Origin of the sequence: Cohnella sp. OV330, from assembly GCF_900112065.1 — a bacterium.
Lineage (GTDB): Bacteria > Bacillota > Bacilli > Paenibacillales > Paenibacillaceae > Cohnella.
This window is the reverse complement of record NZ_FOKE01000002.1, coordinates 90,469-109,493: the sequence shown is the minus strand read 5'-3', so window position 1 is coordinate 109,493 and position 19,025 is coordinate 90,469. Positions and strand designations below refer to the sequence as shown.

The 19,025-nt window shown below is 60.9% G+C and carries 21 protein-coding genes and 1 riboswitch; of the genes, 17 read left to right on the top strand and 4 right to left on the bottom strand.

The window, feature by feature from the left end; translation table 11 throughout:
* Positions 1-36: 36 nt before the first annotated feature.
* From BM235_RS04330 to BM235_RS04275, 12 genes are all read left to right on the top strand, one after another.
* On the top strand, positions 37-261 hold the full coding sequence (locus BM235_RS04330; RefSeq protein WP_090109800.1) for a hypothetical protein: 225 nt from the start codon (positions 37-39) through the stop codon (positions 259-261).
* Between the two features lie 30 nt (positions 262-291).
* The gene (locus BM235_RS04325) at positions 292-660 is read left to right on the top strand and encodes a spore coat protein (RefSeq protein WP_090109797.1); all 369 of its coding nucleotides are present in this window, start codon (positions 292-294) and stop codon (positions 658-660) included.
* Between the two features lie 140 nt (positions 661-800).
* Positions 801-1,292 carry an Lrp/AsnC family transcriptional regulator gene (locus BM235_RS04320; protein WP_090109795.1) on the top strand — a complete coding sequence of 164 codons (492 nt, stop codon included), beginning with the start codon at positions 801-803 and terminating at the stop codon, positions 1,290-1,292.
* A gap of 41 nt (positions 1,293-1,333) precedes the next feature.
* Positions 1,334-2,545 carry an aminotransferase class I/II-fold pyridoxal phosphate-dependent enzyme gene (locus BM235_RS04315; protein WP_090109793.1) on the top strand — a complete coding sequence of 404 codons (1,212 nt, stop codon included), beginning with the start codon at positions 1,334-1,336 and terminating at the stop codon, positions 2,543-2,545.
* Positions 2,546-2,639: 94 nt separating this feature from the next.
* A complete protein-coding gene (locus tag BM235_RS04310; protein ID WP_090109791.1) occupies positions 2,640-2,900 on the top strand; it encodes an aspartyl-phosphate phosphatase Spo0E family protein in 261 nt (86 codons plus the stop codon).
* Between the two features lie 124 nt (positions 2,901-3,024).
* Complete coding sequence (locus tag BM235_RS04305) at positions 3,025-3,630, top strand: bifunctional adenosylcobinamide kinase/adenosylcobinamide-phosphate guanylyltransferase (protein ID WP_090109789.1); 606 nt, start codon at positions 3,025-3,027, stop codon at positions 3,628-3,630.
* A 17-nt stretch (positions 3,631-3,647) separates the two neighbouring features.
* On the top strand, positions 3,648-4,274 hold the full coding sequence (locus BM235_RS04300; protein ID WP_090109787.1) for a cob(I)yrinic acid a,c-diamide adenosyltransferase: 627 nt from the start codon (positions 3,648-3,650) through the stop codon (positions 4,272-4,274).
* A gap of 5 nt (positions 4,275-4,279) precedes the next feature.
* Positions 4,280-5,260 carry an RluA family pseudouridine synthase gene (locus tag BM235_RS04295; RefSeq protein ID WP_090109785.1) on the top strand — a complete coding sequence of 327 codons (981 nt, stop codon included), beginning with the start codon at positions 4,280-4,282 and terminating at the stop codon, positions 5,258-5,260.
* 33 nt (positions 5,261-5,293) lie between these two features.
* On the top strand, positions 5,294-5,659 hold the full coding sequence (locus BM235_RS04290) for a Spx/MgsR family RNA polymerase-binding regulatory protein (RefSeq protein WP_090109783.1): 366 nt from the start codon (positions 5,294-5,296) through the stop codon (positions 5,657-5,659).
* Positions 5,649-6,899 (top strand): site-2 protease family protein, encoded by a 1,251-nt coding sequence (locus BM235_RS04285; RefSeq protein ID WP_255374122.1) that lies wholly within the window; start codon positions 5,649-5,651, stop codon positions 6,897-6,899. The genes BM235_RS04290 and BM235_RS04285 overlap by 11 nt, the downstream gene beginning before the upstream one ends.
* Before the next feature lie 41 nt (positions 6,900-6,940).
* Positions 6,941-8,137, top strand: coding sequence for an aminotransferase class I/II-fold pyridoxal phosphate-dependent enzyme (locus tag BM235_RS04280; RefSeq protein WP_090109781.1), 1,197 nt, complete (start codon positions 6,941-6,943; stop codon positions 8,135-8,137).
* Between the two features lie 95 nt (positions 8,138-8,232).
* Positions 8,233-9,219, top strand: a complete 987-nt coding sequence (locus BM235_RS04275; RefSeq protein ID WP_090109779.1) for a 5'-3' exonuclease — start codon at positions 8,233-8,235, stop codon at positions 9,217-9,219.
* Between the two features lie 152 nt (positions 9,220-9,371).
* On the opposite strand, the gene BM235_RS04270 is transcribed toward BM235_RS04275, so the two are convergent.
* The 3 genes from BM235_RS04270 to BM235_RS04260 all read right to left on the bottom strand — a co-directional run bounded on the left by BM235_RS04270 (position 9,372) and on the right by BM235_RS04260 (position 11,141).
* On the bottom strand, positions 9,372-9,635 hold the full coding sequence (locus tag BM235_RS04270; protein ID WP_090109777.1) for a hypothetical protein: 264 nt from the start codon (positions 9,633-9,635) through the stop codon (positions 9,372-9,374).
* Positions 9,636-9,716: 81 nt separating this feature from the next.
* Complete coding sequence (locus tag BM235_RS04265) at positions 9,717-10,013, bottom strand: DUF3055 domain-containing protein (RefSeq protein ID WP_177244191.1); 297 nt, start codon at positions 10,011-10,013, stop codon at positions 9,717-9,719.
* A 21-nt stretch (positions 10,014-10,034) separates the two neighbouring features.
* Entirely contained in the window at positions 10,035-11,141 is a 1,107-nt protein-coding gene (locus BM235_RS04260; protein WP_090111012.1) for a nitric oxide synthase oxygenase, read from the bottom strand.
* Positions 11,142-11,429: 288 nt separating this feature from the next.
* Here BM235_RS04260 and BM235_RS04255 point away from each other — a divergent pair, with 288 nt between their 5' ends.
* The gene (locus BM235_RS04255; RefSeq protein WP_090109775.1) at positions 11,430-12,434 is read left to right on the top strand and encodes an HRDC domain-containing protein; all 1,005 of its coding nucleotides are present in this window, start codon (positions 11,430-11,432) and stop codon (positions 12,432-12,434) included.
* A gap of 128 nt (positions 12,435-12,562) precedes the next feature.
* Positions 12,563-13,948 (top strand): MATE family efflux transporter, encoded by a 1,386-nt coding sequence (locus BM235_RS04250; protein WP_090109773.1) that lies wholly within the window; start codon positions 12,563-12,565, stop codon positions 13,946-13,948.
* Positions 13,949-14,035: 87 nt separating this feature from the next.
* On the opposite strand, the gene corA is transcribed toward BM235_RS04250, so the two are convergent.
* Positions 14,036-14,971, bottom strand: coding sequence for a magnesium/cobalt transporter CorA (corA, locus tag BM235_RS04245; protein ID WP_090109771.1), 936 nt, complete (start codon positions 14,969-14,971; stop codon positions 14,036-14,038).
* Between the two features lie 413 nt (positions 14,972-15,384).
* A riboswitch (SAM riboswitch) is annotated at positions 15,385-15,502 on the top strand.
* Between the two features lie 91 nt (positions 15,503-15,593).
* On the opposite strand from corA, the gene metA reads away from it, so the two are divergent.
* The 3 genes from metA (at position 15,594) to BM235_RS04230 (ending at position 18,963) form a co-directional block, all read left to right on the top strand.
* Complete coding sequence (gene metA / locus BM235_RS04240; RefSeq protein WP_090109769.1) at positions 15,594-16,511, top strand: homoserine O-acetyltransferase MetA; 918 nt, start codon at positions 15,594-15,596, stop codon at positions 16,509-16,511.
* A gap of 119 nt (positions 16,512-16,630) precedes the next feature.
* Positions 16,631-17,797: a PLP-dependent transferase gene (locus tag BM235_RS04235; RefSeq protein WP_090111010.1), complete on the top strand. Its 1,167-nt coding sequence runs from the start codon at positions 16,631-16,633 to the stop codon at positions 17,795-17,797.
* On the top strand, positions 17,794-18,963 hold the full coding sequence (locus BM235_RS04230) for a PLP-dependent transferase (protein ID WP_090109767.1): 1,170 nt from the start codon (positions 17,794-17,796) through the stop codon (positions 18,961-18,963). The genes BM235_RS04235 and BM235_RS04230 overlap by 4 nt, the downstream gene beginning before the upstream one ends.
* The last annotated feature ends 62 nt before the right edge of the window (positions 18,964-19,025 follow it).

Sequence of the window (19,025 nt, the reverse complement as noted above, 5' to 3'; positions counted from 1 at the left end):
ACTATGCACGATTGTCCAATTACAGGAGGGATCGTCATGCTTCAACCGATCACCGGCAAGGAACTCGAGTACATCGCGGATTCGATGTCCAACGAGGACTTGCTCATCAAGCAATGCACGGCCGCGTCCGCGTCATGCTCGAATCAGCAAATCAAGCAGGTGCTCGACCATCAGGCGCAGGTGCACACGCAGCATTACCAGACGCTGATGTCGCTGCTCCAACAGCACCAGCCGCTCGCTCCTACGCAACCTCAAGCCTAATATCGCATCCGAAAAGGAGGCCACACTTTCATGGCGCCAGCAAACCAATTTCTGCCTGACGAGGATTTGGCTTATACCGTGCTCGCGGATCTGAAGCGCGTGACGCGCGAATACGCGACGGCGGCTACCGAATCGGTCTGCCCGACGGTCCGCCAGCAATTCACCCAGCTGCTGAACGTAACGCTGCAGATGCAGGGCGAATTGTTCAACGCGATGCAATCGGCCAACATGTACAACGCCTCCTCGCCGACGCTGAAGCAGGAAATCGACAAAAACCTGAAGACGTATCAGGACACCCAAACGAAGACGCAGCAGTTCGTGCAGCAAATCAAGCAGAGCGCGATTCCGGCCTGGCAGCAGCCGCAGCAAAACGCCCAGCAGCAAATGCAGCAGCACTGAGCATAGAGCATGCTCCAGGCATCATCCTCCCCCGGACGTCAGTATCCGGCGGGAGGTTTTTTGTAGGCGGACGAATTTGAAATTTCTTTTCACGGGACCTGTATTTGATGTAATATGAGAGGTATTCAGGAGGGATCCCCATGAACGAATTTAAGTTGAAGATTCTGGATCTGCTCAAGGAAGACGCGAGATTGTCCGCTTCGACCATCGCTACGATGCTTGGGGCGGACGAAGCCGACGTGTCTGCCGCCATCGCGGAGATGGAGCGGGACCATGTGATCGTGAAGTACGCGACGGTCGTCAATTGGAGCAAGGTGGACGACGAGAAAGTAACGGCGCTGATCCAAGTCGAATGCACGCCGGAGCGCGGCCGAGGCTTCGAGAGCATCGCCGAGCGCATTTATCTGTATCCCGAGGTGAAGTCGGTATACTTGATGTCAGGCGCGTACGACTTGCAGGTGGAGATCGAAGGCAAGACGCTTAAGGAAGTTGCGTCGTTCGTCTCCAACAAGCTCTCGACCATCGAATCCGTTATCGCGACCAAGACCTTTTTCATTCTTAAAAAATATAAACAGGACGGTATCATCTTCGAGGAATTCGAGGACGATCAACGCCTGCTCGTCTCGCCTTGACGCGATAAGGGAGCGAGTATTTCGAAAAGGACGGTTGTCCAATGATTACGAACCAACAGACGCGCGGCAAGGCATCTACCGGGGGGATGGATCGTTATTTGTCCGCCGGCGCGCGCGCCATTCCGCCGTCCGGCATCCGCAGGTTTTTCGATCTGGTGAGCGCCAGCAAGGACAGCAGCATCATCTCGCTCGGCGTGGGCGAGCCGGACTTCGTGACGCCGTGGCACATTCGCGACGCAGCGGTCTATTCGCTTGAAAAAGGCAAGACGCAGTATACGTCCAATGCGGGCATGCTCGAGCTGCGCGAAGAGATCGCCGCCTATTTGAGCAAGCAGTTCCATATGCAATACGAGCCTGAAAACGAAATTATCGTGACGATCGGCGGGAGCGAAGCGATCGACCTTGCGATCCGCGCGCTCGTCGAGCCCGGAGACGAAGTGCTGATCCCGGAGCCCAGCTACGTGCCGTACAATCCGATCACCTCGCTCGGCGGCGGCGTTCCGGTCGGCATCGAAACCTTCGCCAAGGACGGCTTCCGGCTGACGGAGGAGAGCCTGCGCGCCGCGATCACGCCGCGTTCCAAGCTGCTGATCCTCTCCTACCCGAGCAACCCGACTGGCGCGATCATGAGCTACGAGGATATGCTGCCGATCGCCAAGCTCGTCGAGGAGCACGATCTGATCGTCGTCTCCGACGAGATCTACGCCGAGCTGACCTACGGCTCGAAGCACGTCAGCTTCGCGTCGTTGCCAGGCATGAAGGACCGCACGATACTGGTAAGCGGCTTCTCCAAGGCGTTCGCCATGACCGGCTGGCGCATGGGCTACGCTTGCGGCCATCCCGAGTTGATCGGCGCGATGCTGAAGATCCACCAGTATACCGTTATGTGCGCCCCGATCATGGGCCAGGTCGCCGCGCTCGAAGCGCTCAAGAACGGCATGGACGAAATGTATCGCATGGTCGAGTCCTACAATCAGAGAAGAAGGCTCGTCGTTCAAGGCTTCCGCGAGATCGGCCTGGACTGTCACGAACCGCAAGGCGCGTTTTACGTGTTCCCTTCGATCGAATCGACCGGGTTGTCGTCCGAGGAGTTTTCCATGCGGCTGGTGAGGGACGCAAAGGTCGCCGCCGTGCCCGGACACGTATTCGGCACCGGGGGCGAGGGCTTCATTCGCTGTTCCTACGCCTCCTCCGTCGCGCAGTTGACCGAGGCGCTGGAACGCATCGGACAGTTCGTTCAGCAGCTTAAATAGGGGAAATGGAAAAAGGATGTTATTTTTTCTGAAGTTCTGCTATAATTACCCTTGTTTTGCAGACTTGCCCGTAGCTGCGGAGAGGGGGAAAACGATGGCGACAGCAAGCAATCATTCTTTGGAACCGGCTCAGCCCGCTTCATGGGTATCGGCCAGGAATGCCTACAGTGAAGTCGGCGCGCCTCCCTCTTATAACGACCGAAGCCTCATCGAAGAAATCGATCTGCTAAGGCGACGCATGACGGAGACTTTCTTGCGGGAGGACTCCTTCACCGCGGAGCCCGTCATGGAACTCAGCCGGATGCTTGACGTGAAGATCAACGAATATATGAGACTCAGCTATCATGCCCGTTAAGTCCGGAGCTTCGCTCCGGACTTTTTATTTTGCCGCGCGCTTGCGCCGGATCGGCGCTTTTTCAAGTCGCCCCGCGATTGTGCTATAGTTAAGCTAGATATTTTTGCGCCTGGGAGGTGACGGGATGCTCCTGTTGGTAACCGGCGGCACGGGTTCGGGCAAATCGGCGTACGCCAAGCGGTTGGCGGAGTCGCTGGGCCGGGAAGCGATCGGCTTTACCTGTCCCGCCTGGCCTCTGACCGGCGCCTGCCGGAAGGACGGCTCGGGCGCGGCGTCCGGCGAACCTGCCGCGAGGGCGTTCGCCGACGCGAAGCATGCGCCGGGACGGCGCGGATTCGCGTGGACGCAGCTGCCGGCGGACGGCGCCTGCGCGCAGGCGCTCACCCGCGTCAATCTGGATTCGAATCCGTATCGGGCCGAGCGAAGGGCGCTTGTGTTGGACAGCCTGTCGGGCTGGCTCCGGCACCGGGTGCTCGAGGCCCGTCCGGGCGAAGGGGACGAAGGGCAGGCGGCAGCCGAAGCGGGCAAGCTGCTCGGCGCGCTGCTGGAATTCGAGGGCGTCGTCATCGTCGTGACCGAGGAAGCGGCCGCAGGTCTGGTCTCGGATCCGCGCGAGCGAACTTATATCAAGCTGCTGGCCGAATCCAACCGGAGACTGGCCGCGGCGTCGCATACGATCTACCGTCTGTCGTTCGGGATCGCAGAGACGATCCGGGGCGAACGGATCTGACTCGGGAGGACTGGGCGATGAAGCTGTATACGAGAACCGGCGACAAAGGCACGACCTCGGTCATCGGCGGCAAAGTGAACAAGGACGACGAGCGCGTGGAGGCGTTCGGGACGATCGACGAGCTGAACGCGTTCGTCGGCCAAGCCGCGGCGACCGCGAGGGCGGGAAGGGAAGCGGGTGTTTCAACCGAGGCGACGGAAGGACTCCGCGGGTTCGAAGCCCGGCTGCTCGAGGAGCTGACCGTCATCCAGCATGAGCTTTTCGACTGCGGCTCGGATCTTTCCTACGCGGCGCCGGAGCCGGCGCAGCTGAAGGTGAAGTCCGAGCTGGCGGAGCGGCTCGAAGCTTGGATCGACCGCCACGAGGCGGGCAATCCGCCGATCGCGAGGTTCATTCTGCCCGGGGGGACGGCGACGGCCGCGGCGCTCCACGTCTGCCGCACCGTATGCCGCCGGGCGGAGCGCGCGGTCGTGACTTTGGCGGCCACGGGCAGGTCCTGCCCGCCCGAAGTCGGGAAGTATCTCAACCGGCTGTCGGACTATTTTTTTGCGGCGGCGCGCGCCGCCAATGCCAAGGCGGACGTGCGGGACGTCGAATACGAGAGGGGAGCGGCGGTATTCCGCCGCATCGGCAAGGAGCTATAGCATCGATGGAATGGGAACGAACGGAAGGCTATTACAAACCGCTTGTCCACGTCGCGGACGAGCGGGACGAGGGCCGCATGCTGCGCGACGTGCTGCGCAATCGCATCGGCATTTCGCGGCGGCTGTGGACGAAGCTGAAGGCTTCGGAGGAAGGCGTGACGGTCAACGGGAACGCGGTGTTTTCCAGCTTTATTTTATCGGCGGGCGATATCGTGGCGCTGCGCATGGCGGAGGAATCCTCGGAGGATATCCTGCCGCAGCCGATGGCGCTCGACATCGTGCACGAGGACGACGACCTGCTCGTGCTGAACAAGCCTGCCGGCGTCATCGTCCACCCGACGACCGGACACTACGCGAACACGCTCGCGAACGGCGTCGTGCATTACTGGCGGGAGCGCGGCGAGCGCTGCCGGTTCCGTCCGGTCAACCGGCTGGACGAGGACACGTCCGGCCTCGTGATCGTTGCCAAGCACCCATACGCGCAGCAGCAGCTGTCCGCCCAGATGTCGGCCGGCACGGTGCTCAAGTTGTACCGCGCATACGCCTATGGACGCCCGCCCGCGGACGAGGGCGAAGTGAACGCGCCGATCGGCCGCGTGCCCGAAGACCCGCACAGGCGGGCCGTCCGGGAAGACGGTCAGCCTTCGCTTACGTATTATTCGTTGTCCGAGGCGTACCCCTGCGGCGCTAGCGCGCTGGACATTCGGCTCGGCACGGGGCGGACGCACCAGATCCGCGTGCATATGGGCGCGATCGGATGCCCGCTTGTCGGAGACGCCTACTACGCCGATCCGGCATGGATGCGCACGCCGCTCGCCGACGCGCTCTCCGGCGCGATCGGCAGGCAAGCGCTGCATGCGGCTCAGCTCGCGTTCCGCCATCCGGTGACCGGCGCGGAGACGAAGCTCGAAGCGCCGCTCCCCGCGGATCTGCGCGAGCTGGAGCGCGTCCTGCGCGAGCTTCCGCCGCGCCTGGACGTCCAATGAGATGCATCTATCGAATCTGGAGGATACGCAGCGATGCCTAAAAAGTTGACCGTATACCAATACCCGTCCTGCGATACCTGCCGCAAGGCGATCAAGACGCTGCAGGCAGAGGGACATGAGCTCGAATTGATTCATATCAAGGAATCCCCGCCTTCCGTGAAGGAGCTTCGCAAGCTGGTCGCGGACAGCGGACTGCCGATCGGCAAGTGGTTCAATATCGCGGGCGACGCATATCGCTCGATGGGTCTGAAGGATCGAATGGCGCAACTGTCCGACGACGAGAAGCTGGAGCTGCTCGCCGGCAACGGCATGCTCATCAAGCGCCCGGTCGTCTCCGACGGGCACAAGGCGACCGTCGGTTACCGCGAGGAGGAGCTGAAGCGTGCCTATGCCGAATGACGGCCGGGAGCCGGAAGGAACGCACGACGACGATACGAAGCCGACTGGCAGCGGGACGGAAGGGCTGAGGGATCCGGGCATGCAGCCGGGCTCGGAGCTGCCGACGCCGAAGCCGATCGACCCGAATGCGCCGCCCGTGCCGCCTTCGCATGGCGACGAAGAACAAAGGCCGCCCGACGATGAAGGCGGCAAGCGCAAAGGGAACGGCGGCTCCTGGGCGTTCGGCGCCGTGCTCGCTTTTTTGCTGGGCAAGGGCAAGGCCGCGCTTCTGCTGTTCCTGAAGTTCGGCAAGCCGCTGATCTCGATGGCGATCACGGTAGGCGCGTACGCCATTATTTATCCTTGGTCGTTCGCGATCGGGCTCGTGGCGCTCATCTTCGTTCACGAGATGGGGCATGTGTGGGTCGCGAAGCGAAAAGGATTGCCGGTGACGGCGCCGTTATTCATTCCTTTCCTCGGTGCCGCAATCATGATGAAGCGCAATCCGAAGGACGCGGCGACCGAGGCGGATATCGCGCTCGGAGGGCCGTATCTGGGGGCGGCCGCTGCTTTCGTCTGCTACGGCATCGGCGTCTATACGGACAGCGGCGTATGGCATATGCTGGCGTATGTCGGCTTCTTTCTAAACTTGTTTAACTTAGTGCCGATCCGTCCGCTCGACGGCGGCAGGATTGCGTCTGCGGTAAACCGTTGGATCTGGCTCGCGGGCGTCGTGATCGGTCCGTTCGTCATCTGGTACACGCACAGCGTTATTTTCATCCTGATCTGGGTCTGGTTCCTGTTCTCGACATACCGGCAGTTCAAGGCGAAGAAGGGCGAAGGGCCGGTTCACATCGCCGAAGGCGTCTATCAAGCCAAGGCGGACCCCGCCCTGCCGGATTGGTATTACCGCGGCTCCAGCCATTTGCGCGAGCTGCCTTATACGGCCTACTGCAAGCTGGACGGCCAGCACGTGGTCGAGTTCGAATGGGAGGCGCTATCGTTCAAGGGAGAGCTGCCGATCGACCAGGCGATCCTCGTCCGGCGCGTCTATGCCCATCAGCTGGAAGGGCCGGACGGCGAGCAGAACTTGACCTTGAAGGTGCGGGTCGAAGGCAACGTGTACGAGCCGGACAATTATTACGAAGTGAAGAGCCGCGACAGATGGCGGATCGGCAGCTTGTACGTCGGGCTTATTATGATATTGGTGTATATGATGTGGGTCATTCAAGAAGCAGGCTGGACGAACCCGGCACAATAGCGCGGCCGGGTCGTGCGCGCATGGGAAGGAAGCTGTAAACGATGAATCGGCAAGCTTGGAGATCGGATCGGCTGGACCGTCTGGGTTCGGCTATATTTTCGGAGGTGGCGGGTTGGAAGGCGGCGGCCCGATCGGCGGGCCTGGACGTCATTCAGCTCGATATCGGCAGTCCCGATAGGCCGCCCGCCATGAGTATTCGCGAGCGGCTGGCAGAGGCCAGCCTGCGGCCTGAGCTTTACCGCTATCCCGGCACGGACGGCAGTCCCGCTTTTCGATCGAAAGTCGCGGAATGGTTCAAGCGCCGGTTCGGCGTCGCGCTCGACCCCGAGCGGGAGGTCCTCTCGCTCATGGGGACGCAGGACGGTCTGGCCCATCTGGCGCTGGCCGTGACGAATCCCGGGGATGCGGCGATGCTGCCCGACCCGGGATACCCCGTCTACCAAGCCGGCTTGGCGGTAGCCGGCGTGGAGACCGTGCCGCTGCCGCTGACGGCTGAGCGCGACTACCTGCCCGATTTCGACGCCGTCCCGGAAGGCGTCTGGGACAAGGTCAAGTTCATGCTGCTCAGCTATCCGAGCAATCCGACGGCCGCGGTCGCGGACTTGTCGTTCTTCGAGGAAGCGGTCGCCGTCGCGAAGCGCCGAGGCGTTCTGCTCGTGCACGACAACGCCTACAGCGAGATGGCCTACGACGGCTTCAAGCCGCCGAGCGTGCTGGAGGTGCCCGAGGCCAAGGAGATCGCGATCGAGTTTCACTCGCTGTCCAAGTCGTTCCATCTGGCCGGCGCGCGCATCGGCTTCGCGGTCGGCAATCCCGAGGTGCTGGACAGCCTTCGCGCGCTGAAGAACAATATCGACTTCGGCGTGTTCCTCGCCGTGCAGGAAGCGGCGGTCGAAGCGCTCGAGCTGGACCTGACGTGGCCGGATCCCGTCGCGCCCGAGTACGAGTGCCGCAGGGACGCCTTCATCGCGGCGATGGCCGAGGCGGGCTGGGCGATTCCCGCGCCGCGCGGATCGATGTTCGCCTGGGCGCCCGTGCCTGCCGGCTGGAGCTCGCGCGCGCTGGCCAGGGCGATGCTGGAACATGTCGGCGTGGCGGTCATTCCAGGCAACGCGTTCGGCGCGCTCGGCGAAGGCTATGTGCGCTTCGCGCTTGTCGAGCCGGAGGAGCGGCTGCGCGAGGCGGCGGCGCGCATCGGGCGGTTTTTGCGGGAGCATGCCCCGTCCGACGCGCGCTGATCCGAATCCGGCCGCTGGATAAATAAGGCGCCGGGATCAATACGCGCGGTATGCTATAATAGGTTGATAGTCTAACGCGCGAGGGTGAGAGATCGATGAACGGCAACCATCAACGAGTGCTGCTGGTCGACGGCATGGCAATTTTATTCAGGGCCTACTTCGCGACCTCCTATACCGGATACATCCGCAAGACGAAGGCGGGCCTGCCGACCAACGCGGTCCACGGCTTCATTCAATATTTTTTCGACGCGATCAAGACCTTCCGTCCGACGCACGTCGTGTGCTGCTGGGACATGGGGAGCTCCACGTTCCGGACCGAGCAGTTCGGCGCATATAAGGGCAACAGGCCGGAGCCGCCGCTAGAGCTCATCCCGCAGTTCGATCTGGTCAAGGAAGTCGTCGCGGAGATGGGCGTGCTGAACGTAGGCATGCGCGGCTTCGAGGCGGACGACTGCATCGGCACGCTCGCTTCGGCGCTCAGCGCGGACGCCGAGGTGTACGTGCTCACCGGCGACCATGACCTGCTGCAGCTCGTCTCGGACCGGGTGAAGGTCGTCATCATGAAAAAAGGCAAGCTGAATTATGCGGTATACGATCTCGATACGCTGATGAGCGAGAGGCAGCTGATGCCCGAGCAGGTCGTCGATCTGAAGGCGTTCATGGGGGATACGAGCGATAACTACCCGGGCGTGCCTGGCATCGGGGAGAAGACGGCGCACAAGCTGCTGCTCGAGTACCGGTCCGTCGAAGGCGTGCTGGAAAACCTCGATAAGCTGGCCAAGGGCGTGCGCGCCAAGATCGAGGCGAACCTGGAGCTGCTGCACCTGTCGCGCGAGCTGGCGAAGATCCGCCTGGACGCGCCGATCTCCTGTACGCTGAATGAGTGCGTGCTGGAAATCAGGCAAGAGGCGGCGGCGCGCAAGTTCGCGGAGCTGGAGTTCGGCGGCTTGTACAAGCTGCTGGGCGCCGCTGAATTGCTGGGCCGAGCCGAAGCTGCTGCGGCGGCGGAAGATCCTTTTGCGGAGCCGGAGGTTCTGCAGGGCGAGCTAACGTTTGCCGACGCGGACGCCAAGCTCATATAAGGGAAGTACGAATCGCCGGGAAGGCTCCGGCGATTTTTGTTTTATTCCACCGCTTTCTCATGTCGGCGCAAAGTCCACCGCATACAAAATTGTCGCGGTGCCCACGGCGGCACAGTTTCGGGGGATTCCCATTCTCACCGTTCTTTTTTACATTAACGGTCTTCGTCAGTGTCGCCCAGCGGGTCTTCTCCAGGGTAAACGCGGGGCAGGTCCTCGTGAAGCTCGATATTTTCGTAGCCGGCATGCGTATCCTGGTCGATGCGCCAAGGTTTTGAACGGCCCAGCTTCAGATTCGTGACGAGAGCGGCTCCGTAAGGTCCTTCCGGGAATTCTTCCAAAAATAAATCGTTGCGGGCAGACTCCACGGTGCTCAGATCTGTCGTGGTCCGACGGTCTTCAGAGAGGAAGCGGGACATGGAATAAGCCCTCCTTTAATAAGGATGGGCTTATTGTGCGTTCCGGATGGGCAGTTCATGCATGAGAATTGTACCGCACGGTCAGTCCGTAAAATGAACCTCGCCCAGGACGAGCGCCAAGAACTGGGACAGCTCGGCTGCTGCTTCTTCCTCTAAGCGGAAGACGGACCCGATGACGCCTTCTTCCTCGAGATCGTCGTAAGCGAGCACGCCGCTTCGGCCGGACTGCATGTCGACGACAAGCTTTTTGCCATAAAACCGGTTTGTCGTCACGATCGCCAAGTCGAAGCGGTTCAATCCCGGAGATACAAAGGTCACGAACCGCGTGGACGTTTGCTCGGTACTGTCCGAAAGAAAATCGAAGTCTGTCAATTCCATACGGAAAACTCCCTTCACTTTTTATGCGTAAGGCGGATTTTGATGAATGAATTGCGGGCTGACGATGCGATCTTCATAGCTCTTGTGGAACACGGACGTAGCGGAAGGGGACATTGGCGGAATCAGCCAGGACCAACGGCCGGTGACGTCTCTGCCGGCTTTTTCTTCATTGCGCTCGAAAATGCTGAACTGCTGCGCGGCCGTATGATGATCGACGATCGTCACGCCGGCAAGGCGGTAGGAGTGAAGCACCGCGGCATTAAGTTCGACCAGCGCCCGATCCTTCCAGAGCGTCGCATTCGAAGACGTATCCAGACCAAGATTGACCGCAACACGGGGCAGCAAATTGTACCTGGCCTCGTCGCCAAGGTTGCGCGAGCCGATCTCCGTGCCCATATACCAGCCGTTAAAAGGTGCCGCAGGGTACCGGATGCCCCCGATCTCGAGCAGCATGTCGGAAATGACGGGAACGGCGTACCATTTGGCAGAAAAGCCGGCGAACACATCCCGGTCCGGATGGCTGAGAGGAACCTCCAGCGCGTGCGTACGCGGAATTTCGAACAAGCGCGGCGGCTTGCCGCCATGCTGGACGGCGAGCGGCAGCAGATCGAACGGCGTACCTTCGCCGCGCCAGCCGAGCCGTTCGCAGATCCGGGTAAACCCGACCGAAGCGGGGTCGCCCACAATGCCTGCCGTACTCTCGTAGCCTGCGTACCGCAACAGCTGGTGATTCCAAATCCGAAACGATTCGCGGCCCTCTCCGGCCTGCGGCAGAATCGTGATCGCAGGCCGGATCTCCCCGCCGTTGGTAGCGAACGCGAGATGCCGCAGCAGTGCGTCGAACACCTCTTGCTCGCTGGCAGCACCGCGTTCGTCGAACACATGCATCCGGTTCCAGAACAATCGCCCGATGCAGCGGTTGGCATTGCGCCAAGCCATTTTAGCGCCGTGAATCAGCTCTTCGCGGGTATGGCTATATGTGCCCGTCGCCGTAATCTCGGCAAGTACTTCACGACGTCTGGCAGCGATTTCCTCCATTCCGGTTTCCTCCGCAAAACGCGCCAGAAAAAGCTCGGCTTCGGATTGAATCGATTGTACGCCAATTTCGGCTGAAGTCGTACTTTGCATCGACATCGGCTCTCCTTCGCGGCCATGTGGGCAAGATGTTGAGTTTACCTTAACATAACGGTTCTGACCCGGCAAAAGTCGATCCTGTGAATATCGTCGCCTGGAGCCTCTTGTCAAAACGGCCTGTTTTTGATACGCTGTAGCAGAACAGGTCGAACGGACGAGGAAGCACCTCTATCGCCAAGCGCGGGACGAGGTGCTTTCTTTTTTGTCGCCCTTTTTCTCCCTTGGACGACTTGTTATCCCAGTGCCGGCCGACGCCGGACCCATACAAGGAGGACAAAGGCTATGAAGATCGTGTTTTTGAATCGGCTTGAGCAAGACAGCGGTTACCCGGCGGGGCGCGAAGGACAAGTGTTCATCGGGGAGGAGCAAGGCAATTGGACCGCAGGCTGGCAGGAGACGGCCGAAGGCGGAGATGCGGAGCGGACGATCTGGTACGAGGGCACGAGCTGGGAGGAGCTGCTGTCGTCGTTCCGTCATGGCGTCGCCGGAAGGATGAAGGAAGGGTACCGTCCGATGCTGGACGGCATGCTCGAGGATACGCCCTTCTGGGAGCGCAAGCCGCAGCTGCAGACGCTGCTCCAGTGCTATGCGGACGGACAGCCGGCTTCGGACGAGGTCGTCGAATCGCTTCGCGTATGGCGACGGACGAAGGCGGCCGAAGAGAAGCGCCCGGCGTATATGATCGCGACCAACCGGGAGCTTCACGGATTGGCGGTATTCCTGCCGCACAGCCAAGCGGAGCTGCAACAGGTGCCCGGCTTCGGCAAGCTCAAGGCCGAGCGGTACGGCGCGGAGCTGGTCGCGATGCTGGCCAAGACGGAGCGGAGCCATGCGTTCCCGCTGGACTGGGTATCCGCGGCGGTGACCTCCGAGCGGTACGCGGCCTGGATGTTCGCCCAGCGGGAGGACCGCTACGGCAAGAGCTTGTCGCTCATTCAGGAGAAGCGCAAGCTGCTGGCGGGCATTCGGGAGGGGAGCTCGCTCGCGGAGCTCGCCGAACGGATGCAGTGCGCGCGCAGGGAGCTGATCGCGAGGATCGAGCAGCTCGACGAGGAAGGCTACGACGTGCTGCCGCTGATCGATCAGGAGCTGGCCGCCGTGCCGGAGCAGGAGAAGGAGGTCGCCTTGGGCGCCATGGACGAGTTGGGCGACCGTTTCCTTAAGCCGCTGCAGCAGCGGGTGTACGGGGGCGCGGCGGGCACGGAATATGCCGAGACCGAGCGACAGTACGAGAAGCTGCGCATGCTTCGCATAAGCTTCCGTAGAAGCAGGAAGATCGCGATTTAAGGGCGAATTTCGCCATAAACCCGCGTTCATGACAGCGAGGCGCCCTTTTGCAGGCGAACCGGACGTGATATGATGCCAAGGATATTGAATCGGCACGCATGCGGGTTCGGCGAGGGGCGCTTACTGACATGGAATTGGACAAAAAGATGAAGCTCGGCCGTCTCACTTGGCCTATAATGATCGAGATGTTCCTGGCGTTCGCCATCGGAACGTCGGATACGCTGATGGTGAGCCGCATCTCAGACGACGCGGTGGCCGTCGTCGGCTTTTCCAATCAGTTTTTTAATGCGGTCATCGTCGTTTTCATGCTGGTCGCGAGCGGCGCGGGCATTTTGATCGCCAACCGGCTCGGCGCGGGCGAGGCATACGAGGCGCGCAAGCTGGCGATCGTGTCCGTCGTGCTGACCGGCGCGATCGGGCTCGTCGTCAGCCTGCTGATGATATTCGGGGCGAGCCAATTCGCCGGATGGCTCGGCATGCCGCACGATATCCGTCCGCTCGCCCAGGATTATATGGCGATCGTGGGCGGGGGCATGATCTTTACGGCTATCGGCAATGCGCTGTCAACCGCCGTCCGCAACACCGGCAATACGCGTTCTCCGATGTACATCGCGATCATGATGAACGTCGTTCACATCTTTCTGAACGCGCTGTTTATTTTCGGTCTGCTCGGCTTTCCGAAATGGGGGCTGTTCGGCGTGGCGCTGTCGACGCTGTTCGTGCGGGCGGCGTCGGTCGTGCTGCTGCTTTACGTGTTCCGCTCGGCATTCGGCGGCCGGATCGGGTTCCGCGAATTCATGCGTCCGGACTGGAGCAAGTCGAAGGAGATTTTGCGGATCGGCTGGCCGCTCAGCATCAATGGCGGCTCTTGGCAGATCTCGCAGCTCGCGATCACGGGGATCATCGGCGTGATGGGCGCGCAGGAGCTGGCGGCTCGGACGTATATGAATACGATGGAATCGTTCGCGTTCACGATCGGGTGGTCGTACGCGATGGCGGTGCAAATCTTGATCGCCTACCTGTTCGGGCAGGGAAGGCTGAGAGAGGCGTATCGAAGCGCGTACCGGGCGATGGGGTACGGCATGGCGTTCGTCATGTTCAACACTGCGCTCATGCTCCTATTCCGCAAGCAGATCATTACCTTTTTCACGGACGATCCGTGGATCGTGGATATGGCGATCATACTCCTGTGGCTGAATTTGATCCTGCAGCCGGGCAAGATGCTCAACATGGCGCTCGGACAATCGATCGTGGCGGTCGGCGACAGCCGCTATATGATGAAGATCTCGATTCCCAGCCAGTGGCTGGTGTCCGTCGGCCTTACTTATTTGTTGGGCATTCAGCTGGGATGGGGACTGTACGGCGTTTACGCGGGCATGATCCTCGACGAGTATATCCGGGGCGTCGTACTGTACCTCCGTTGGCGGCATCACCGCAAGCGCGGCCTGTTCGCCGACAGCGGAGACCGCGGCGCGGTCGCGGTGGCGGCGACGGCGGGCGGCATGCAGGTCTAATCTTTCTTTCAACGACAAAGGCGCTCCCGCTCGCTGCTGCTGCAGCGTATCAGGAGCGCCTTGTCTGCGATGACGGGCCGGCGTCGTTCATAGCCAATCCTTCTTCCGGAAGATATAGAACATGCCGAAGCCAAGACCGATCATGATGCACAGCAGCACCACGGATCCGTACTGGTCGTGCATGCCGGGAATGTAATCGAAGTTCATGCCGTACACCCCGGTAAGGAAGGTGAGGGGCATAAAGATCGTCGTCAGCGCCGTGAACACGCGCATGATCTCGTTGGCCCGGTTGGCGACGCTGGACTGATAGGCTTCGCGCAAGTTGCCCATCAGGTCCCGGTACGTTTCGAACGTTTCGTATATTTTGACGGCATTTTCGTGAATGTCGATAAAGTACTTTTGCAGCTGATGATCGATGAGCCTGAGATCCCGCTTGTTCAGCGTGGCGATGACGTCGCGCTGCGGTCCCAGCACTTTCTTGAGCCACAGAATCTCGCTTCGCAGACCGATGATCTCGGTCAGATGGGACTTCTTGGTGTGCATCAGAATATCCTCTTCGAGCTGCTCGATGCGGGCTTCGATCCGGTCGCCGACGGAGAAATAGTTGTCGACGACGATATCGACGAGATGGTACATCAAGCGGTCGGCGGTGTTGACCTCCTGCTCCCAGAGAATCGGCTTGATGCTGCGCAGCTCGTTGATCTTCTGGCGGGTGACGGTGATGAGATAGTGCCGTCCCAGGAAGACGTTCAGGGCGCGGAGGAAAATCTCCTCGTCGTCGAACCGGATGCTGTTGATGACCAGGAAATAATGGCTCTCGTAAACCTCGAGCTTGGGGCGCTGCTCTTCCTCGGTCATACAGTCTTCGACGGCCAGATCGTGGATGCCGAACAGCGGCTGCAAGACGACCAGATCGTCGATGTCCGCGTCGATCCAGTAAAAGCCTTCCTCCGGCGGAATAAGCGTTTCGGTGATATCTTCAACAGGCGTGAATACGCCTTGACGGACCAGGCGGATTTTCATGGTTATCGCTCCTTGTCATAATCGGCTTAAGCGCCGTCCGGCGCGCCTGTAGGAGGCGCATGGGTACGGCGCTGTCGTATTATGCAGGGCGAACATCCGCGCGCGAAGGGGTTTACTCGGCGGAGCCGGGCAAGCGCGGGGCTTCGGTGGCGGACTCTCGTCCTGCGGCAATGCGTCTTGAAGTGCGACTTGGCCCAGGATGATCTCCTTCCATGACCGGCTCCCCCCTTCCGTTTTTCGGATCGATGCTTAGCTTCGAATTTGCCCTGTCCGGGCGCAATCCGTGTTAAGTATAATCCTCCGCTTCATCCCTTTCAAGGACAATTTCGAGCGGCAGTCCAGGCGCTTGACGGAAGCGGGCCGATCGGTTACATTAATTGTAGTTTAACCCATACAACCGAATAGTTTTGCCCATCTTATCAAGAGCAGGCGGAGGGACTAGCCCGATGAAGCCCGGCAACCGGCGTAGCGTACGCACGGTGCTAATTCTTGCGATGACGTCCGTTTGCGGACGTTTCTGGGAGATGAGAGAGGCGATCGCGTAACCGTTTGTTAACGACGACCCCTTTCCGACGAAAGCGGGTCTTTTGTTTTGCCAACACACCTGAACAGGAGTGATATTATGCCCATCAAGGTACCCGACAATCTGCCCGCCAAAGAGACGCTGGCCGGAGAAAACATATTCGTCATGGACGAAAGCGTCGCCTACCATCAGGATATTCGGCCGCTGCGGATCGCGATACTGAATTTGATGCCGACGAAGGAAACGACCGAAACGCAGCTGCTGCGCCTGATCGGAAATACGCCGCTGCAGGTGGAGGTGGTGCTCCTCCATCCGAAAACCCATACGTCCAAAAACACGTCTTCCGAGCACCTGGAGAGCTTTTACAAGACGTTCGACGAGATCGCCCATCAGCGCTACGACGGTCTAATCATCACGGGAGCGCCCGTCGAGACGCTGCCATTCGAAGAGGTCAACTATTGGGAAGAGCTGAAGGACATCATGGATTGGAGCGCCAAGTACGTAACCTCGACCTTCCATATATGTTGGGCGGCCCAAGCCGGACTGTATCACCACTTCGGCGTGCCGAAGCTTCCGCTCGAGGAGAAGCTGTTCGGCGTTTTCCCGCATACGATCTCGAAGCGCAACGTGCCTCTGCTGCGCGGGTTCGACGAGATGTTCTACGTGCCGCAGTCCAGGCATACCGAGGTGAGGCGCGAAGATATCGACAAAGTGCAGCAGCTCGAGGTTTGGGCCGAATCCGAGGAAGCGGGCGTGTACATCGTGGCGTCGCGCGGGGGCAAGCAGATTTTCGTGACCGGACATTCCGAATACGACCCGAACTCGCTGAAGTGGGAGTACGATCGCGACAAGGCGAAGGGGCTTCGGATCGACGTGCCGAAAAATTATTTTCCGAAAGACGATCCGTCCAAAATGCCCCTGTCGACGTGGCGCGCGCACGCGAACCTGCTGTATTCCAACTGGTTGAACTATTATGTATACCAGGAAACGCCGTACGATCTTGGCGCGGGCATCTGAGCGGAGGAACCGCAAGAGCTGCATAATAAGCATTCATGCTCATAGAAGGAAAGATCGCGATCGATCGCAAGTCCGCCGGCGCCAGGCGCCCAACCTATGACGATGGAGGAATCTTATTCATGAAAATCGAAAGCCGCCTTGCCCAGATCGGTTCGCAGGAGGATCCCGCGACCGGCGCCGTGAGCTTCCCGGTCTACCAAGCGACCGCGTTCCGCCACCCCAAGCTCGGACAGAGCACGGGCTTCGACTATGCCCGCACGAAGAGCCCGACGAGAGCCGTCCTCGAGGAAGCCGCCGCGCAGCTCGAGAGCGGGGACCGCGGGTTCGCCTGCAGCTCCGGCATGGCCGCGCTTCAGACGATTTTCGCCCTTTTTAAGCAAGGCGACCACCTGATCGTCTCCCTCGACCTGTATGGCGGGACCTACCGCCTGCTCGAGATGATCATGTCCCGTTTCGGCGTGACCGCCTCTTACGTGGATACGAACGATCTGGATGCGCTCGAATCGCTTCGTACGCCGGCGACCCGCGCCGTGCTCATCGAGACGCCGACCAATCCGCTCATGATGATCACGGACATCGCCGCGGTCGCGTCCTGGGCCAAGGTGCACGGGCTGCTGACGATCGTCGACAATACGCTGCTCACGCCGTATCTCCAGCGTCCGATCGAGCTCGGCGCCGATATCGTCATTCATAGCGCGACGAAGTACTTGGGCGGTCACAACGACGTGCTGGCGGGATTGATCGTCACGAAGGGACAGGCATTGTCCGACGAGATGGCATTCCTCCACAACTCCATCGGCGCGGTGCTCGGTCCGCAGGATTCCTGGCTGCTGATGCGGGGCATGAAGACGCTGGCGCTGCGCATGGAGCGGCACGAATTCAACTCGGTCAAGCTGGCGGAATGGCTCACCGCTCACCCTGCGGTCGAATCCGTCTATCATCCGGCGCTGTCAGACCATCCCGGCCACGAGGTCCAGAAGCGCCAGGCCTCGGGCAGCACGGGCATCTTCTCCTTCCGCATGAAGGACGCCCGCACGATCGAGCCGATCTTGCGGCATTTGCGCCTGATCGCGTTCGCGGAGAGCCTCGGCGGCGTCGAGTCGCTGCTGACGTACCCGGCCGTGCAGACGCATGCCGACATCCCCGAGGAGATCCGCCGGAAGGTTGGCGTGGACGACCGCCTGCTTCGCTTCTCCGTCGGCATCGAGCATATCGACGATCTGATCGGCGATCTGGGACAGGCCATCGAGGCCGCGACGGCCGAGATCGGAGGGGAGCGCGCGTGACGCATCCGAACGACCGGCACGCGGGAGACCGCGAATTCGCGACCAAGCTAATCCACTTCGGGGCGGAGATCGACGAGGCGACCGGGGCTTCCAGCGTACCGATCTACCAGGCATCGACGTTCCATCACTTCGATCTGGAGCAGCCGCCGAAGCACGACTACAGCCGCTCGGGCAATCCGACCCGCGAAGCGCTGGAGTCTTACATCGCGCTGCTCGAAGGCGGAACGCGCGGATTCGCGTTCTCCTCCGGCATGTCCGCGATCTCCACCGCTTTTCTGCTCCTCTCGGCAGGCGACCACGTCATCGTCACGGAGGATGTATACGGCGGCACTTACCGCCTGTTGACGACCGTGCTGAGCCGGCTGGCGATCGAATCCACCTTCGTCGACATGACGGACTTCGAGCAAGTCGTCGCGGCGCGCAGGCCGAACACGAAGGCGCTGTTCATGGAGACGCCGTCCAACCCGACGCTCAAGATCACCGATATCGCGCGGATCTCCGCTTGGGCCAAGGAGCAGGAGCTGCTCACGATGCTCGACAATACGTTCATGACGCCTTACCATCAGCGTCCGATCGAGCTCGGCGTCGATCTGGTGATACATAGCGCGACCAAGTTTTTGGGCGGCCACAGCGACGTGCTCGCTGGCTTGATCGTCACGGCCGACGAAGAGCTCGGCCGGCGGGTTAAGGCGCTGCAGAACGGCTTGGGGACGGTGCTCGGCACGCAGGAGAGCTGGCTGCTCATGCGGGGCATGAAGACGCTGCAGGTACGCATGGAAGCGAGCGAACGCAGCGCGCGCAAGCTGGCGCAGTGGCTGAGCGAGCATCCGGGCGTGGCGCGCGTCTATTACCCGGGGCTTGACGGACATCCGGGCAAAGAAATTCACGAAAGGCAATCGCAAGGCTACGGCGCCGTCGTCTCGTTCGATGCGGGGAGCGGGGAGAAGGCGCGGAGGCTGCTCGGCAAAGTACGCATTCCGATCGTGGCGGTCAGCCTCGGAGCGGTCGAGAGCATCCTATCCTATCCGGCCATGATGTCCCATGCCGCGATGCCGGCGGAGGTAAGGGCGGCCCGGGGCATTACAGACGGACTCGTGCGGTATTCGGTCGGGCTCGAGGATATCGACGATCTGATCCGCGATCTGGCGCAAGCGTTGGAGGCTTGACTAAGGCTTCGCGAGCGCTTTGGCGGTTGGAACCCGGTTTCCATAATTCGCCTTTCCGAGCC

Excerpts from the sequence above, each read along its gene's own strand:
- BM235_RS04310 (WP_090109791.1), top strand. The coding sequence starts at position 2,640 with ATGGCGACAGCAAGCAATCATTCTTTGGAACCGGCTCAGCCCGCTTCA.
- BM235_RS04275 (WP_090109779.1), top strand. The coding sequence starts at position 8,233 with ATGAACGGCAACCATCAACGAGTGCTGCTGGTCGACGGCATGGCAATT.
- BM235_RS04250 (WP_090109773.1), top strand. The coding sequence starts at position 12,563 with ATGGAATTGGACAAAAAGATGAAGCTCGGCCGTCTCACTTGGCCTATA.
- BM235_RS04325 (WP_090109797.1), top strand. The coding sequence starts at position 292 with ATGGCGCCAGCAAACCAATTTCTGCCTGACGAGGATTTGGCTTATACC.
- BM235_RS04280 (WP_090109781.1), top strand. The coding sequence starts at position 6,941 with ATGAATCGGCAAGCTTGGAGATCGGATCGGCTGGACCGTCTGGGTTCG.
- BM235_RS04285 (WP_255374122.1), top strand. The coding sequence starts at position 5,649 with ATGCCGAATGACGGCCGGGAGCCGGAAGGAACGCACGACGACGATACG.
- BM235_RS04255 (WP_090109775.1), top strand. The coding sequence starts at position 11,430 with ATGAAGATCGTGTTTTTGAATCGGCTTGAGCAAGACAGCGGTTACCCG.
- BM235_RS04305 (WP_090109789.1), top strand. The coding sequence starts at position 3,025 with ATGCTCCTGTTGGTAACCGGCGGCACGGGTTCGGGCAAATCGGCGTAC.
- corA (WP_090109771.1), bottom strand. The coding sequence starts at position 14,971 with ATGAAAATCCGCCTGGTCCGTCAAGGCGTATTCACGCCTGTTGAAGAT.
- BM235_RS04320 (WP_090109795.1), top strand. The coding sequence starts at position 801 with ATGAACGAATTTAAGTTGAAGATTCTGGATCTGCTCAAGGAAGACGCG.
- BM235_RS04295 (WP_090109785.1), top strand. The coding sequence starts at position 4,280 with ATGGAATGGGAACGAACGGAAGGCTATTACAAACCGCTTGTCCACGTC.
- BM235_RS04330 (WP_090109800.1), top strand. The coding sequence starts at position 37 with ATGCTTCAACCGATCACCGGCAAGGAACTCGAGTACATCGCGGATTCG.
- BM235_RS04290 (WP_090109783.1), top strand. The coding sequence starts at position 5,294 with ATGCCTAAAAAGTTGACCGTATACCAATACCCGTCCTGCGATACCTGC.
- BM235_RS04265 (WP_177244191.1), bottom strand. The coding sequence starts at position 10,013 with ATGGAATTGACAGACTTCGATTTTCTTTCGGACAGTACCGAGCAAACG.
- metA (WP_090109769.1), top strand. The coding sequence starts at position 15,594 with ATGCCCATCAAGGTACCCGACAATCTGCCCGCCAAAGAGACGCTGGCC.
- BM235_RS04270 (WP_090109777.1), bottom strand. The coding sequence starts at position 9,635 with ATGTCCCGCTTCCTCTCTGAAGACCGTCGGACCACGACAGATCTGAGC.
- BM235_RS04235 (WP_090111010.1), top strand. The coding sequence starts at position 16,631 with ATGAAAATCGAAAGCCGCCTTGCCCAGATCGGTTCGCAGGAGGATCCC.
- BM235_RS04300 (WP_090109787.1), top strand. The coding sequence starts at position 3,648 with ATGAAGCTGTATACGAGAACCGGCGACAAAGGCACGACCTCGGTCATC.
- BM235_RS04260 (WP_090111012.1), bottom strand. The coding sequence starts at position 11,141 with ATGCAAAGTACGACTTCAGCCGAAATTGGCGTACAATCGATTCAATCC.
- BM235_RS04315 (WP_090109793.1), top strand. The coding sequence starts at position 1,334 with ATGATTACGAACCAACAGACGCGCGGCAAGGCATCTACCGGGGGGATG.